Genomic DNA, 14,005 nt, shown 5'->3' with positions numbered 1-14,005 from the left:
GACACCGGGCATAGCCTGTTACTCGACAAAAATATGTGGGTAGAAGCGGGAAAGATCCTGAGTGATCAGCGCTCTGTCTTCGCGAATGCCGATCCCCGCGGGCTGATCGTTGATGAGCCAACTGCCGATCAGCATATAGCTGTCGCCAAATTTTGGCAGCGGATGGAACTGCTGCACGATCATACCTTCTTCCCCATACGGGCCTTCCACTGCTTCGATCGTTTTACCGTTTTCAATGATGGAGACGTTTGCCCCCTCGCGCGAGAAGATCGGCTTCACGACGAATTTTTCCATTTGCGGGTAGTCGTCTTCGGCGAAATACGCTGGCAGCAGGTTCGGGTGGTTCGGGAACATCTCCCACAGCAGAGGTAGCAGCGCCTTATTGGAGATAATGCTCTTCCATGCCGGTTCCAGCCAGCGAACACCGGCATCTTCCAGCTTTGTTGAGAACATTTCGCGCAGCATAAACTCCCACGGATAAAGCTTGAACAGGTTAGCAATCACCTGATCCTGCAGGTCCGTGAACTGGCCTTTTTCTCCCAGCCCGATATCTTCGATATAGAGGAACTCGGTAGCAATTTCGGCTTCGGCAGCGCAATCCTGCAGATACTGTATGGTGCCACGATCTTCAACGGTGTCGCGACAACAGGTAAGGTGCAGCAGCTGGAAACCGTACTGTTCACGCAGCTCAGCAAAGCGCTCAATGAGCTTCTCTTGCAAACTGTTAAACTGGTCGCTACCTTCCGGCAGGTTGCCCGCGTTGAGCTGATCTTCCAGCCAGAGCCACTGGAAAAACGCCGCTTCATACAGCGAGGTGGGAGTATCGGCGTTGTTCTCCAGGAGTTTGGGTTCACCCGTGCCGTCCCACGCCAGATCGAGGCGTGAATAGAGCGACGGCTGATGCGTCTGCCAGGATTGACGAACGAATCCCCAGGTATGTTTTGGGATCCGAAACTTCGCCATCAGCTCATCACTGGCGATCACCTTCTCAACCACCTTAAGACACATCTGGTGAAGTTCAGCGGTGACGTCTTCCAGCTTCTCAACCTGAGCGAGCGTCAGTTTGTAGTAGGCATCCTCACACCAGTACGGCTCGCCGTACATAGTGTGAAAGTTAAAACCGTATTCGGTGGCTTTATCACGCCAGTCCGGGCGCTCGATAATACTGACTCTTTCCATGCGCTTCAGCCGCCCATTGAACGCGAGGTGGTGCCGCTGGCGCTACGCTGCATGGTGTTTTGCTTCGCGACTGACTCACCAAAACCACCGCGGGTCACGGTTGAGGTTGTCGCTGGCTTCGGTGCCATGGCGGTCTTCGGCACGGTCATGGTACGGCCTGGCTGCGCAGCGCCGTAGTTTTTACCTGACGCGTCGGTGTATTTACCGTAGGCCGGGCTTGCCGGGTTTTTCGAATTGAACAGCGGCTGCTGCGCAAAGCCCGCACCGCCGCCCATCATACGACCCATCATGTAACCTGCCATCAGCGGCATCCAGAAGCTGCCGCTGGACTGCTGCGCCTGAGCCTGACTTTCCGGCGCCATACCTGCCTGCGCAGGAGCTTGCTGGCACTGGCCTTCACCAAACTCGGCAACGCAGTCTTCCCGCGTGGCGTATTTCGGTGCAGTACGCTCTGCTTCTTTCAGCGCATTGTTGAATGCGGTAGTACATTCCGCGCTTTTGCCCGGATTCGCCGCGGAACAGTCGTCGGCATTCTGATAAAGAGAAACTGTCTCATCGCTCTTCTCGCAGCCTGCCAGCATAAAGACGGCAGTAACAGCCAGAGCAACCGGAGTCAGATGGCGTGCGCTCCAGCTTTTGCGGAACGATGCGTGATGTATGGATTTTGTCCGTTTCATTTTTGTCTTCCAGGACCCAGTGGTAAATACAGAAATATTGCTCAGGATAGAGGATGACTGGTCGAAATTGAAGCGAGAAGAGCGAAGAATGCGGCTGATTAGGGGGATCTTTACGTTGCCTTACGTTCAGACGGGGCCGAAGCCCCGTCATCAGCATCAGTTACGGAACGGATTTTTACTGTTGCTGTCAGAGGAACGCGCTGAAGCAGGTTGTGCTGCAGGCGCTGTGCTGTTAGCGGTGTAGCCGTCAGCGCTGGCGTCCTGTTGCGGATTTTCCGGCGCAACGCTGTCCGGGGAGGTTGAAATGGGTTTACCCAGCGTATTGTTCAGCGCAACCAGATCCTGCTCGTTCAGCGTACCCAGTGCGGACTTAATGTTCAGCTGGTTGATCAGGTAGTTATAACGGGCATTCGCTAACTGCTGCTTGGCATTATACAGCGTGGTGGTGGCATCCAGTACATCGACGATAGTACGTGTTCCCACTGAATAACCGGCTTCCATCGCGTCCAGAGAACTTTGCGCAGAAACCACCGCCTGTTTGTAAGCGTTGATGCTGCTGATAGAGGCGTTGATGTTATTAAAGGAAGAACGCACGGTTTGCACGACGCTACGGTGCGCGCTTTCCAGCTGTTCGCTCGCGCCAACAAAGTTGTACTGCGCCTGTTTCACCTGCGAGTTAACCATCCCGCCCTGATAAATTGGCAGAGAGAAGCTCAGACCAATTTTGTTCTGGCCCATATTGCTGTCGTCATACTGGGAACCTGTTGCCCCACGGGTTTTGGAGCCACTGTATGAGGTATCCGATACGCTGGTCGATGCGGTCAGATCCAGGGTTGGTAAGTGACCATCCTGCGCCTGACGGATTTGTTCACGTGCCAGATCCTGGCTCAGACGCGCCTGCAACAGCGTCAGGTTGCGGTTTTCCGCTTCTTTCAACAGCGCATTCACGGCCTGCGGCTTGTCGGTTTTAAAACCGCCTACGTTCAGCGAGGCCAGTTCCGGGTAGTAATTACCGGTGACCTGGCGCAGTTCTTCTACCGCGTTGTCCAGGTCGTTACGAGCAGTGACTTCGTTTGCCAGAACGGTATCGTACTGTGAACGGGCGTTCTGCACATCGGTGATAGCAACCAGACCGACGTTGAAGCGCTGAGTGGTCTGATCCAACTGGCGATAAACGGCATCTTTCTGTGCCTGGGTGTAAGAGAGCACGTCAATCGCGTTCAATACTTTAAAGTAGGTCGTCGCCGTATTCAGAATCAGCGTTTGCTGATCGGTTTGCCAAGTTACATCCTGGATACCCGCTGATTTTTCCTGCAGTGACAGAGCGCGCCATTTCGACATATCGAAAAGGGTCTGAGTTAACTGCAGAGAAGCGCCGGTGGTGTTGGAGTTTACGCCGTTCGCATCACGATAGCCGTTGTTGTAGGTATAATCGGCACCTAAACCCAGTTGAGGCAGTAATGGGCTACGTGCTTCGTTAATTTTTTCGAATGCAGCATCGCGATCGGCGGCGGATTTACGCAATTCCGGGTTGCTCAGGCGTGCTTGCTGATAAACTTGCATCAGGTTTTCTGCCTGGCTCAAAGTGCTGAACCCCGACAGGCTCAGGCCGATAAGGATGGGGAGCAATTTCTTCATTTGCATTCCTTGTTGTGAAGCAGTATTTAGCGCTGATCAAATTGGAAAAATAATTGCTGATTCTAGCAGAATCCGCCACCGCAAAAAGTTGGCGTTCTGTGCCATCAGGCGTTAATTTGCACCAATTTACCACAAGGTCGCAGAAACGGCAGTCAAACGCCCTTGAAATTCACATTTTAATCACTATTGGTACAGGACAGCACAATGCGCAAACCAGACAATTCGCCAGTAACCTTCTCGAAAAACGATGTAGAAATTATTGCACGAGAAACGCTATACCGTGGTTTTTTTTCCCTGGACCTTTACCGGTTCCGTCATCGTTTGTTCAATGGTGAAATGAGCCAGGAGATCCGCCGTGAAATTTTTGAGCGCGGTCACGCCGCAGTCTTGCTACCCTTTGACCCTGAGCGCGATGAAGTTGTGCTGATTGAGCAGATTCGCATTGCGGCGTATGACACCAGTGCGACACCGTGGTTGCTGGAGATGGTGGCCGGGATGATTGAAGAAGGGGAAACGGTTGAGGATGTCGCCCGCCGTGAAGCGATGGAAGAGGCTGGGCTTGACGTGGGACGAACAAAACCGGTACTGAGCTACCTGGCAAGCCCTGGGGGAACCAGTGAGCGCTTATCGATTATGGTGGGCGAAGTGGACGCCACGACGGCGAAGGGGATTCATGGTCTGGCAGATGAAAACGAAGATATTCGGGTTCATGTGGTAAGTCGGGAGCAGGCTTACCGGTGGGTAGAAGAGGGGAAAATCGACAACGCAGCGTCTGTCATCGCCTTGCAATGGCTGCAACTGCATTATCAAGAGTTAAAAAAAGAGTGGAAAAAATGAAGCGTTACACACCTGACTTCCCTGAAATGATGCGCCTTTGCGAAACAAACTTTTCGCAATTACGCCGCCTGTTGCCACGCAATGACGCACCCGGCGAAACAGTAAGCTATCAGGTGGCAAACGCACAATATCGGTTAACGATTGTTGAATCGACCCGATACACTACGCTGGTGGAAATCGAGCAGACGGCGCCTGCCATCACCTACTGGAGCCTGCCGTCGCTGACGGTGCGCCTCTACCATGACGCAATGGTGGCTGAAGTGTGTTCAAGCCAGCAGATCTTCCGCTTCAAAGCGCGGTATGATTATCCAAATAAAAAGTTGCATCAACGCGACGAAAAGCATCAAATTAATCAGTTTTTAGCTGACTGGCTAAGATATTGTTTGGCACATGGAGCGATGGCGATTCCGGTTTACTAGCGTCGTGAAACCTAAGGACACCATTTGGAAAGCCTGTTAAATCTTCCTCTGGCTGGTGAGGCCAGGGTCAGGATCTTACAAATTACCGATACTCACCTGTTTGCCGAAAAGCACGAGACGCTGTTAGGCGTGAATACCTGGGAGAGCTACCAGGCCGTGTTGGATGCGATCCGCGCCGAACAGCATGAATACGATCTGATCGTGGCCACGGGAGATTTGGCACAGGATCAAACCGCTGCGGCCTATCAGCATTTTGCTGAGGGTATCGCAAGCTTTCGTGCGCCCTGCGTTTGGCTGCCGGGCAACCATGATTTCCAACCCGCGATGTACAGCGCGTTACAGGATGCGGGGATCTCACCGGCTAAGCGCGTGCTGATTGGCGAGCAGTGGCAAATCCTGTTACTCGACAGTCAGGTGTTTGGCGTGCCGCACGGCGAACTGAGCGATTTTCAGCTTGAGTGGCTGGCGCGTAAGCTTTCCGATGCGCCGGAACGCAATGCCCTGCTGCTTTTGCATCATCATCCGCTGCCCGCAGGATGCAGCTGGCTCGATCAGCACAGCCTGCGTAACGCTGCCGAACTGGACAACGTGCTGGTTAACTATCCGCACGTGAAGTATCTGCTTTGCGGGCATATCCATCAGGAGCTGGATCTTGACTGGAATGGTCGCCGCCTGCTGGCGACGCCGTCGACCTGCGTCCAGTTTAAACCGCACTGCGCTAACTTTACCCTCGATACTATTGGCCCGGGCTGGCGTACGCTGGAACTCTTCGCCGATGGCACGCTGAAAACGCAGGTCTGTCGCTTAGAGGGCGAGCTGTTTCGTCCCGATACCGCTTCAGAAGGCTACTGATGTCTACGCTTCTTTATCTACACGGCTTCAATAGTTCTCCACATTCGGCAAAGGCGTGCCTGCTGAAAAGCTGGCTGGAAGCGCATCATCCGCAGGTGGAGATGGTTGTTCCACAGCTACCGCCGTATCCGGCCGATGCGGCAGAGATGCTCGAATCCATCGTGCTTGAGCATGGCGGCGAGCCGCTGGGCGTCGTCGGCTCCTCATTAGGCGGCTACTACGCCACCTGGCTGTCGCAATGTTTTATGTTGCCTGCGGTGGTGGTAAACCCGGCGGTACGGCCATTTGAGCTGTTGACCGACTACCTTGGTCAGAACGAGAACCCCTACACCGGGCAGCAATATGTGCTAGAGTCTCGCCATATTTACGATCTTAAAGTCATGCAGATCGACCCACTGGAAGCGCCGGACTTGATCTGGTTGCTGCAACAGACGGGGGATGAAGTGCTGGACTACCGCCAGGCGGTGGCGTATTACGCCTCCTGCCGCCAGACTGTTATTGAGGGCGGAAATCACGCATTCACGGGCTTCGAAGATTATTTCAACCCGATTGTCGATTTTCTTGGACTGCACAGTTGCTGACAATCAATTCGAATTGCTAATTAAACCATGACGCAAACTTATAACGCTGATGCCATTGAGGTACTCACTGGGCTTGAGCCGGTTCGCCGCCGCCCGGGAATGTACACGGATACCACCCGCCCTAATCATCTTGGGCAGGAAGTTATTGATAACAGTGTGGATGAAGCACTGGCCGGCCACGCAAAGCGCGTGGAGGTTATTTTGCACGCCGATCAATCGCTGGAAGTCATTGACGACGGGCGCGGCATGCCGGTGGATATTCACCCTGAAGAAGGGGTACCGGCGGTAGAACTGATCCTCTGCCGACTGCACGCGGGCGGTAAGTTCTCTAACAAGAACTATCAGTTTTCCGGCGGTCTGCATGGCGTGGGCATTTCAGTGGTTAACGCCCTGTCGAAGCGTGTGGAAGTAACCGTTCGCCGCGACGCGCTGGTCTATAACATTGCGTTTGAAAACGGCGAGAAAGTACAGGATTTGCAGGTGATCGGCACGTGCGGCAAACGCAATACCGGCACCAGCGTCCACTTCTGGCCGGACGAAACCTTCTTTGACAGTCCGCGTTTTTCCGTATCCCGCTTAACGCACGTGCTGAAAGCGAAAGCGGTATTGTGTCCGGGCGTGGAGATCGTGTTTAAGGACGAGGTCAACAACAGCGAGCAGCGCTGGTGCTACCAGGATGGCCTGAATGACTATCTGGGTGAAGCGGTTAACGGTCTGCCTTTGCTGCCTGAAAAACCGTTTATCGGCGCATTTGCCGGGGATACGGAAGCCGTAGACTGGGCGCTGCTCTGGCTGCCTGAAGGGGGCGAACTGCTCACTGAAAGTTACGTTAACCTGATCCCGACCATGCAGGGCGGTACCCACGTTAACGGTCTGCGCCAGGGGTTGCTCGACGCGATGCGTGAATTTTGCGAATACCGCAATATTCTGCCGCGCGGCGTGAAGCTGTCGGCTGAAGATATCTGGGATCGCTGCGCATATGTGCTCTCGGTGAAGATGCAGGATCCGCAATTCGCCGGGCAGACCAAAGAGCGTCTCTCGTCACGTCAGTGTGCGGCCTTTGTTTCCGGCGTGGTGAAAGACGCCTTTAGCCTGTGGTTGAACCAGAACGTACAGTCCGCAGAGCTGCTGGCGGAGATGGCGATTTCCAGCGCTCAGCGTCGACTGCGTGCGGCGAAGAAAGTCGTGCGTAAAAAGCTGACCAGCGGTCCTGCGCTGCCGGGGAAACTGGCGGATTGTACCGCGCAGGATCTTAATCGCACCGAACTGTTCCTTGTGGAAGGGGACTCGGCGGGCGGTTCAGCCAAGCAGGCGCGCGACCGTGAGTATCAGGCGATCATGCCGCTGAAGGGTAAGATCCTTAATACCTGGGAAGTCTCCTCTGATGAAGTGCTGGCTTCACAGGAAGTCCATGATATTTCGGTGGCGATCGGTATCGATCCTGACAGCGACGATCTCAGCCAGTTGCGTTACGGCAAGATCTGCATTCTTGCGGATGCCGACTCCGATGGTCTGCATATCGCGACGCTGCTTTGCGCCCTGTTCGTGAGACACTTCCGCACGCTGGTGAAGCACGGGCATGTCCACGTTGCGCTGCCGCCGTTATACCGTATCGATCTCGGCAAAGAGGTGTATTACGCCCTGACGGAAGAAGAGAAGGCAGGCGTGCTGGAGCAGCTGAAGCGTAAGAAAGGCAAGCCAAACGTCCAGCGCTTTAAAGGGCTGGGCGAGATGAACCCGATGCAGCTGCGTGAAACCACGCTCGATCCGAATACCCGTCGTCTGGTGCAGCTCACCATTAGCGACGAAGACGATCAGCGGACGAATGCGATGATGGATATGCTGCTGGCGAAAAAACGTTCCGAAGACCGCCGAAACTGGCTACAGGAAAAAGGCGATATGGCGGATATCGAAGCGTAGCTTTCGCGGCGGTTTGCGTTATCTGAAGGTGGGGGGAAGGTGATTCCCCCCATTTTTATTGGGCGATAAGAAAAAACAGGCCGGTTAACGCGGCGCTCATCAGGTTCGACAGCGTACCGGCGAGGATCACTTTTGCGCCCATTTTGGCGATAAAGCTTTTTTGCGTCGGCACTATCCCGCCGAGCACGCCGATCAGCGCCGCAGGGGCTGAGAGATTGGCGAAGCCCGCCAGCGCCATGATCACAATAATTTGTGAATAGGCAGACAGGCTCTCTTTCAGCGGGATAAAGCTGGTGTAGGCGACAAATTCATTGAGTACCAGCTTCTGCCCAAGCAGATTTCCCACCTGCAGGATCTCGGACGACGGTACGCCCAGCACCCAGGCAACGGGGGCGAAGAGATAGCTGAAGATCAGTTGCAGGGTGATGTTTTCCATACCGAACAGGCCGAAAGCCCAGCCAAGCAGCCCGTTGACCATCGCGATCAGCGCAATCAGCGCCAGCAGCATCGCGCCAACGTTAACCGCCAGCTTCAGCCCGGAACTCGCGCCATTAGTGGCAGCTTCGACGATATTTATCGGCTTTTCTTCTCCGGCGGCCATATCGACGGAAACGTCGGCGACGTTTTCCGCTTCGGTTTCCGGGTAGAGGATCTTCGCCATCAGCAGGCCTCCGGGCGCGGACATAAACGACGCTGCCACCAGGTAGCGAATTTCAATCCCCATGCTGGCATAGCCGACCAGCACCGATCCGGCAATCGACGCCACGCCGCCGCACATCAGGGCGAACAGTTCAGAGCGGGTCATCTTTGGCGCATACGGACGCATCAGCACAAACACATCGGTATTACCGGCAAAAATATTGGCCGTTGCCGCCATGGATTCCGCCGGACTGGTTTTCAGCAGCTTGTGAATGCCGGTGCCGACGAGACGGATCACCCACTGCATAATCCCCAGGTAATAGAGTACGGAGAACAGCGCCGACATAAAGATAATAATCGGCAGGACGTGGAAGGCGAACAGGAAACCCATTTTGAAACGGCCCAGATCGCCAAACAGAAAATTGATCCCCTCAGACGAGTAGGCGAGCACACCCGACAGGCTGTTGGAAATCGCCAGCAGGATTTTTTCCCCGGCCGGAACGTATAAAATAAATGCCGCCAGTCCGGCCTGAATGGCAAACGCGCCGCAAACGGTGCGCAGATTAATCGCCCGACGGTTGGCGGAAAAGAGCAGGGCAATCGCCAGCAGCGCCACGATACCTGAACAGAGGATAAGAATTTGCATCATCACTCCTTATCCGCATCAATGATTTTGCGAAACAGATCTTTAAACAGATTGTCGCGCTCAATAAATTGCACGACCCGAATCAGATGGCGACGGTTGTCGAAGCTCCAGTTCAGGTTGTCGTTGATCAGCGGCGCCGGGCGGTACTGGCAGGTGTACCAGCCCGGATCCAGCACGTAGCCGACGGTGGTGATATCCCAGATAACCTTGCGGGAGGCGAAGCCAATCCACGGACAGCGCGGAGCGATCTCCGCGAAATAGCTGCCGATGCGGCTGGTATGGGTAAAATAAAACTGCATTTCCGGCACCGACGTCGCCATGCAGTTCGCCACGCCAAAGCAGGGGATTTGCGTTAGCGCCACGCCGCTGTCAAACAGCACGCGGCTGGCGGCGGGATCCTGCATCAGGTTAAATTCCTGGTTATCTTTCCAGTCGTAGCTGTTGCCGCCGAGCCAGATCACATGAATTTTGTCGATAATATCCGGGGCGATCAGCAGGGCGCTGGCGATATTGGTCGGTGCGCCGATGGCCAATACCTGAAGCGTTTGCGTTGCGGCTCTGGCGCGGGCAATCAAATCAGCGACGGCGGGCGAGCATTCCGCTTCGCCGCTGCCGGTCAGATAGCGCGTCGCGCCTTTAAAAATTTCCGGCAGCGCCTGACGCGTCGGGAGCTTTTCAAAAACCCGGTGGATCTCCTCGACGCTCAGCGTCATTCCCGTTTCCGGATTATCGACGTAGATATGCGAACTTCCTTCGCCAAAAAAATGGTTGGTAAACGGAGCGGCATAAACAGCCTGGAGATCGAGCCTCTCCGGATTCAGGTACGCCCAGGCGATCGCAATCTGATCGTCGATTTCGTTACAGGTATCGCTGTCAATGACGACCGGAACGCGACCTTCGGCCGGGACTGACATCAGCGACATTCGTCTCTCCAGCGTTAACACTGGCCATGGTGTAGTAGACATAACAATTCATCCGGTTAATTAGAAATCATAAGCCAGGCGGTAGATCAAAATATCACCGTATCCGTCGGCGCCGAGTTTGTTATAGAAATAGCGATACATAAATGTGGTGGATATATGATTAGTGATTTTCCAGGTCAGATTCAGACCACCGTTGAGACCTTCGCTGCCGTTGTTATTGGCGGAGTACTCGCTATTACGATCTAATTCAATTTCATTCCAGTTGGATAAGAGTAAATCCTGGTTAAAAAGCTGAAAGGCGTACCCGGCATTCCAGCCGATGGAAAAACCATTGAGACCGTTAATATCATAAGCCGGGCCGAAGTTATTATGCGCAGTAATATATTGTCTGGCAATCCACGGTTTGAACCACCAGCCGTCCCCTTTCAGACTGGTATAGCCTGCGCCAATAAACTGATTCGTCTCTTTAAAATTGGGGCTTTGCGAGTTATAAACTTTCGTAAACAGACTGGCGCCAGTATCCCATAAATAGGTATGAATTTCACCGTTGGCGGTTTGTCCCTGGTTGCCTTCATTGTCGAGGATGTTTTCAAAATCATAGAAGCCGTACATTTCTCCCCAGTCAAATCCCATTCCACCTTCAATGCCAATTAACGCCTGTTCATATTCTAAATCTTTAACTCCGGCGTCCCAGGATTGATAATCGAAATGGATATTTCCCCAGCCATATTTTTGTTCGGCAGACGCTGAGAATGAAATCAATGCGATAATAATCGCTGAAAATACTTTCTTCATTTTTATTTTCCTTAATGATGAGGGAGACTAATTCATTAATGCGTTAAGCCTTTCAATGACGGCGCTGTGTTCCGGCATGTTGGATGCGCCTTCGCGCTCAACGGCCAGCGAAGCAAAGGCGCTGGCGTAGGTCAGCGCGGCGGTGATGTTTTCTCCGCGGGCGAGCTGTGCGGCGAGCGCACCGTTAAAGGCGTCGCCCGCACCGGCTGTATCCACGTTTACCGCCGGGAAGGCCGGGAATGAACGATGCTGTTGACCATCAAACAGCCAGCAGCCTTTACTGCCCAGGGTGATAATGACAATTTGCGGACCAAGGCGATGGATAGCCTCCGCAGCGCCGCGAATGTCCGCTTCGCTGCGGACTGGCGCGCCGATAATCGATTCTGCCTCGGTCAGATTTGGCGTGACGACGGTTGCCCATGCCAGCAGATCCAGCACCTCTTTCCGCCACGGCGCCGGGTTAAAAATGGTGGTCAAACCGCAGCTATGGGCGAAGTTGAGCGCCAGCGCGGTGGCTCCAGGGTTATTTTCCATCTGGGTAAGGAAAACATCACACTGGCCGATCGCTTCATAGCAGGCCAGCACCTCATCGCGACTGATGGTCTGGTTGGCGCCGGGGTTGATGACAATGGCGTTATCCCCCGCGTCTTCCGATACCATCACGACGGCGCTGCCGGTCGGCACGTCCGGCTGACTAAACAGCGTCAGCGCTTCAAGACCCACGCTACCGAGAAATTGCTGTGCTTTCAGGGCAAAATCATCCTCGCCAACTTTGGCGGTAAAATGGGTGTGCGCCCCGGCGTGGCAGGCCGCTACGGCCTGGTTGCTGCCCTTGCCGCCGGGCAGACAGCAGGAGTAAAGCGCGCGAATCGTCTCGCCCGCGCCGGGAAAATGCTGTAAGCGATAAACCAGGTCGGTATTAAAGGAACCGAGAATAAACACCCGACCGTTCTTTTTGGCCGCTGGCGTCGTAAAATTAAAAGCGTTAATTTCCATATTTGTATGCAGATAAAGTTGGTTGTCCTGATACGGGGATGCCTCTTTCTGACTCAGAAGGACGGCCCCACCATAACGAGCACGAATAAGCCCCGTTTGTGCCAGCGCATGGATATCACGGCGTATCGTTCGTTCCGTGACGCATAATATTTTTGCGAGGACGTTAATCTTTATCGTTTTGTTTTTCTTTATTTCAAGAAGAATAAAACGTTGACGCATTTGTTTATAGCGATCGGACATGAGTTACCCCTCGCTAAATAAAAATTTGATTATACTCGTCATACTTCAAGTTGCTGGTGCGTTGGCTTTGTTACTCAGCCCATTCCTGGGCCTCGCCCTTCGGGGTCAGCGCAAGCGCTGTTCAAAACGACTACGCGTTTTGTCCCGCAACTCGAATTATTTAGAATATAAATTGTGTTATCATTTGCAGATAACAAGCGGTGTAATATTTTTAATATATGCAGCCAGGCTAATATTATCGGAACAGATAATTAAAGAGTTGACTGCCGCTTAATACACCAATAATACCGACAACGCCTGACCATACTGGCGGCGCCGGAATGGGTAATTTAATTAATGTAAAAACAAATCCGGTAATTAATCCCGCAATCAGTGCAAGTAATAAATCCATTGAATTCTCCATGCGCTAATCTGTGTGCGGATAATATCGATAAAAGGGATGCAGTGAATGCGGTTTAACTCACATAAAAAATGGACAACCGGACATTGTGTCCGATTGCCGAAAAAAACGGCTTTGCTCAGGCTGTTCGGATTATATTTCTGTTGCCATAAAGAGACTCGCTCAGGAGGCCATATGGTTTTTCCTGTATTGAAGAGGCGTTTCGCCGATGCCCTTTTTGAACGAGGTAATAAACCATGTCACGTCAGAAAATCCCACCTGACGGGCAATCTCCCGGATATTGGCATCGCTGTGCAACAGCATCTCACAGGCTTTGCGTAGCCGAAGCGTATTCAGATAGTTGGGGATGCTTTCGCCCGTTTCAAAATGGAAGCGTCGCGAGACATAACTTTTGGATTTCCCCAGTTCTTCCGCCAGTGCGGCAAGGCTGAATTTTCGGGTGTAGTTTTCATCAAGCCAGAACATCGCCTGAGTAGCAATCCCGCTATCTTCTGCACTTAAATAGACGTTATCTTCGGGTAACAAGCTGAATAAACTTAATAACAGGCAGGAGACCTGTTCAGCGTTGAGCGGCTTCTGCGTGGACATTTTTTCGTAACGGCTGAAGAGAAAATCGACGTGTGGGTGGATATCCGCCGCGTCGACCACCCACGCTTCCCCACCTCTTGCGGACAGGTTGTGCAGCCGTAGCTGATTGAGCGGGAAGTCGCGCAGCGCCTTCAGCACCGCATGCTGGTCAAGATGGAGAATGGTCCGGCGATAGCGATCCTGCGCCTGATCGTCCACCATGATTTTATGTAGGGTAAAAGGGGGGAAAAAGAACATTCGCCCAGGTCGCATGGTGTACTGCTTGTGATCGACAATGACCACGCCAAATCCCTCTTCCACATACAGCACTTCAAGACACTGATGCCAGTGGTGGTAGCGAACCGTGTTAGCAAATAACCGACTGAATGACGCAATGGCGTTATTGAGGGTTATGAGCTCCAGACGTTCTTCGTTTAAAGGGGTATTCATAGTGCAATAAATTTAAATTTTTCCCAATGAATTTCATTTTATAAACCCTCTTTTTAAATTTTATCAATCGCTGTTTTGTTTTAATTCTGGTGGTGTGATTCAGATAACATTTCCGCCAGTGGGCGATTCACTATTCTTTAGCCACTTAGAACGGGACCCATCAGGCGTAATTGGCGCAGACAGTTTGATCACGAACAGCGCGCAGTCACCGGCGCGTACACGCAGTACGTGAGCACTGCTCTGGTT

General features: G+C 53.1%; 14 protein-coding genes. 5 read left to right on the top strand and 9 right to left on the bottom strand.

Features of this window, described 5'->3' with window-relative positions:
• Positions 1-18: 18 nt before the first annotated feature.
• The 3 genes from C3432_RS15530 to tolC form a co-directional block, all read right to left on the bottom strand.
• On the bottom strand, positions 19-1,179 hold the full coding sequence (locus C3432_RS15530) for a glutathionylspermidine synthase family protein (protein WP_103777476.1): 1,161 nt from the start codon (positions 1,177-1,179) through the stop codon (positions 19-21).
• Between the two features lie 5 nt (positions 1,180-1,184).
• Positions 1,185-1,856, bottom strand: a complete 672-nt coding sequence (locus C3432_RS15525) for a DUF1190 family protein (RefSeq protein ID WP_103777475.1) — start codon at positions 1,854-1,856, stop codon at positions 1,185-1,187.
• Positions 1,857-2,012: 156 nt separating this feature from the next.
• Positions 2,013-3,494 carry an outer membrane channel protein TolC gene (gene tolC, locus C3432_RS15515; RefSeq protein ID WP_181012930.1) on the bottom strand — a complete coding sequence of 494 codons (1,482 nt, stop codon included), beginning with the start codon at positions 3,492-3,494 and terminating at the stop codon, positions 2,013-2,015.
• 204 nt (positions 3,495-3,698) lie between these two features.
• Here tolC and nudF point away from each other — a divergent pair, with 204 nt between their 5' ends.
• The 5 genes from nudF to parE are packed head-to-tail and all read left to right on the top strand — an operon-like array spanning position 3,699 to position 8,103.
• Positions 3,699-4,331, top strand: a complete 633-nt coding sequence (gene nudF, locus C3432_RS15510) for an ADP-ribose diphosphatase (RefSeq protein WP_103777473.1) — start codon at positions 3,699-3,701, stop codon at positions 4,329-4,331.
• Positions 4,328-4,750, top strand: coding sequence for a DUF1249 family protein (locus C3432_RS15505; protein WP_103777472.1), 423 nt, complete (start codon positions 4,328-4,330; stop codon positions 4,748-4,750). The genes nudF and C3432_RS15505 overlap by 4 nt, the downstream gene beginning before the upstream one ends.
• 24 nt (positions 4,751-4,774) lie before the next feature.
• Entirely contained in the window at positions 4,775-5,602 is an 828-nt protein-coding gene (gene cpdA / locus C3432_RS15500) for a 3',5'-cyclic-AMP phosphodiesterase (protein WP_103777471.1), read from the top strand.
• Positions 5,602-6,183 carry an esterase YqiA gene (yqiA, locus tag C3432_RS15495; protein WP_103777470.1) on the top strand — a complete coding sequence of 194 codons (582 nt, stop codon included), beginning with the start codon at positions 5,602-5,604 and terminating at the stop codon, positions 6,181-6,183. Before cpdA ends, yqiA begins: the two co-directional genes overlap by 1 nt.
• Positions 6,184-6,210: 27 nt before the next feature.
• Positions 6,211-8,103, top strand: coding sequence for a DNA topoisomerase IV subunit B (gene parE / locus C3432_RS15490; protein ID WP_103777469.1), 1,893 nt, complete (start codon positions 6,211-6,213; stop codon positions 8,101-8,103).
• Between the two features lie 55 nt (positions 8,104-8,158).
• Here the strand turns inward: parE and C3432_RS15485 are convergent, their stop codons facing one another.
• The 6 genes from C3432_RS15485 to C3432_RS15460 all read right to left on the bottom strand — a co-directional run bounded on the left by C3432_RS15485 (position 8,159) and on the right by C3432_RS15460 (position 13,759).
• A complete protein-coding gene (locus C3432_RS15485) occupies positions 8,159-9,388 on the bottom strand; it encodes a NupC/NupG family nucleoside CNT transporter (RefSeq protein WP_103777468.1) in 1,230 nt (409 codons plus the stop codon).
• 2 nt (positions 9,389-9,390) lie between these two features.
• Complete coding sequence (locus C3432_RS15480; RefSeq protein WP_103777467.1) at positions 9,391-10,353, bottom strand: nucleoside hydrolase; 963 nt, start codon at positions 10,351-10,353, stop codon at positions 9,391-9,393.
• Between the two features lie 18 nt (positions 10,354-10,371).
• Entirely contained in the window at positions 10,372-11,106 is a 735-nt protein-coding gene (locus C3432_RS15475) for an outer membrane protein OmpK (protein ID WP_103777466.1), read from the bottom strand.
• A gap of 27 nt (positions 11,107-11,133) precedes the next feature.
• Entirely contained in the window at positions 11,134-12,342 is a 1,209-nt protein-coding gene (locus C3432_RS15470; protein ID WP_103777465.1) for a PfkB family carbohydrate kinase, read from the bottom strand.
• A gap of 235 nt (positions 12,343-12,577) precedes the next feature.
• Positions 12,578-12,733, bottom strand: coding sequence for a XapX domain-containing protein (locus tag C3432_RS15465; protein ID WP_103777464.1), 156 nt, complete (start codon positions 12,731-12,733; stop codon positions 12,578-12,580).
• 171 nt (positions 12,734-12,904) lie between these two features.
• Complete coding sequence (locus C3432_RS15460) at positions 12,905-13,759, bottom strand: helix-turn-helix transcriptional regulator (protein ID WP_103777463.1); 855 nt, start codon at positions 13,757-13,759, stop codon at positions 12,905-12,907.
• Positions 13,760-14,005 lie beyond the last annotated feature (246 nt).

It is taken from the genome of Citrobacter amalonaticus, from assembly GCF_002918555.1.
GTDB lineage: Bacteria > Pseudomonadota > Gammaproteobacteria > Enterobacterales > Enterobacteriaceae > Citrobacter_C > Citrobacter_C amalonaticus_A.
This window is presented reverse-complemented; position numbering and strand designations above follow the sequence as displayed.

Excerpts from the sequence above, each read along its gene's own strand:
- C3432_RS15530 (WP_103777476.1), bottom strand. The coding sequence starts at position 1,179 with ATGGAAAGAGTCAGTATTATCGAGCGCCCGGACTGGCGTGATAAAGCC.
- C3432_RS15525 (WP_103777475.1), bottom strand. The coding sequence starts at position 1,856 with ATGAAACGGACAAAATCCATACATCACGCATCGTTCCGCAAAAGCTGG.
- tolC (WP_181012930.1), bottom strand. The coding sequence starts at position 3,494 with ATGAAGAAATTGCTCCCCATCCTTATCGGCCTGAGCCTGTCGGGGTTC.
- nudF (WP_103777473.1), top strand. The coding sequence starts at position 3,699 with ATGCGCAAACCAGACAATTCGCCAGTAACCTTCTCGAAAAACGATGTA.
- C3432_RS15505 (WP_103777472.1), top strand. The coding sequence starts at position 4,328 with ATGAAGCGTTACACACCTGACTTCCCTGAAATGATGCGCCTTTGCGAA.
- yqiA (WP_103777470.1), top strand. The coding sequence starts at position 5,602 with ATGTCTACGCTTCTTTATCTACACGGCTTCAATAGTTCTCCACATTCG.
- parE (WP_103777469.1), top strand. The coding sequence starts at position 6,211 with ATGACGCAAACTTATAACGCTGATGCCATTGAGGTACTCACTGGGCTT.
- C3432_RS15485 (WP_103777468.1), bottom strand. The coding sequence starts at position 9,388 with ATGCAAATTCTTATCCTCTGTTCAGGTATCGTGGCGCTGCTGGCGATT.
- C3432_RS15480 (WP_103777467.1), bottom strand. The coding sequence starts at position 10,353 with ATGTCTACTACACCATGGCCAGTGTTAACGCTGGAGAGACGAATGTCG.
- C3432_RS15475 (WP_103777466.1), bottom strand. The coding sequence starts at position 11,106 with ATGAAGAAAGTATTTTCAGCGATTATTATCGCATTGATTTCATTCTCA.
- C3432_RS15470 (WP_103777465.1), bottom strand. The coding sequence starts at position 12,342 with ATGTCCGATCGCTATAAACAAATGCGTCAACGTTTTATTCTTCTTGAA.
- C3432_RS15465 (WP_103777464.1), bottom strand. The coding sequence starts at position 12,733 with ATGGATTTATTACTTGCACTGATTGCGGGATTAATTACCGGATTTGTT.
- C3432_RS15460 (WP_103777463.1), bottom strand. The coding sequence starts at position 13,759 with ATGAATACCCCTTTAAACGAAGAACGTCTGGAGCTCATAACCCTCAAT.